Source organism: Sporosarcina sp. P29 (genome assembly GCF_002743265.1).
Lineage (GTDB): Bacteria > Bacillota > Bacilli > Bacillales_A > Planococcaceae > Sporosarcina.
Window position 1 is genome coordinate 1 of the sequence record NZ_PDYX01000127.1, and the last position, 388, is coordinate 388.

The following is a 388-nucleotide window of genomic DNA, read 5'->3' on the forward strand; positions in this document are numbered from 1 at the left end:
CTAAACCAACGCTAAACGAGGAGGAACCATGTTTGGTATTTATCGCGCACGCCGCCTGGCGTTATACATTGTCGCTGCCATTGTTATTGCCACGTTAATTGGATATAGCACTTATATGTTTGTAAAATTATTTGCATGACAAGGACATTTATTTACATAACGCGATAATAATTTAATCGCTTCTGAGAGATTATTCTCTTTCTGTTATTTATTCGCAGAAAAGTGCATTTAATTTAACAAAAAACGTCTGCCGGGTTTATATTGCTTTACGTTCCGCGATGCCGGACAATGACATTTTTAACTGACGATTAACATTAAGATGAAACACCCGTTAGAATCGCTGCTCACAGCGGGGGGCATTTTGTTGATGGCCCTGCTCTCCTGCCTG

1 protein-coding gene is annotated in these 388 nt (G+C 40.2%); it reads left to right on the forward strand.

Annotated features, from left to right (window positions below; genetic code table 11):
* Nucleotides 1-319: 319 nt before the first annotated feature.
* Nucleotides 320-388, forward strand: a 69-nt coding sequence (locus tag CSV68_RS17685; RefSeq protein WP_143561036.1) for a DUF1158 family protein, incomplete at its 3' end; no start/stop codon positions are given.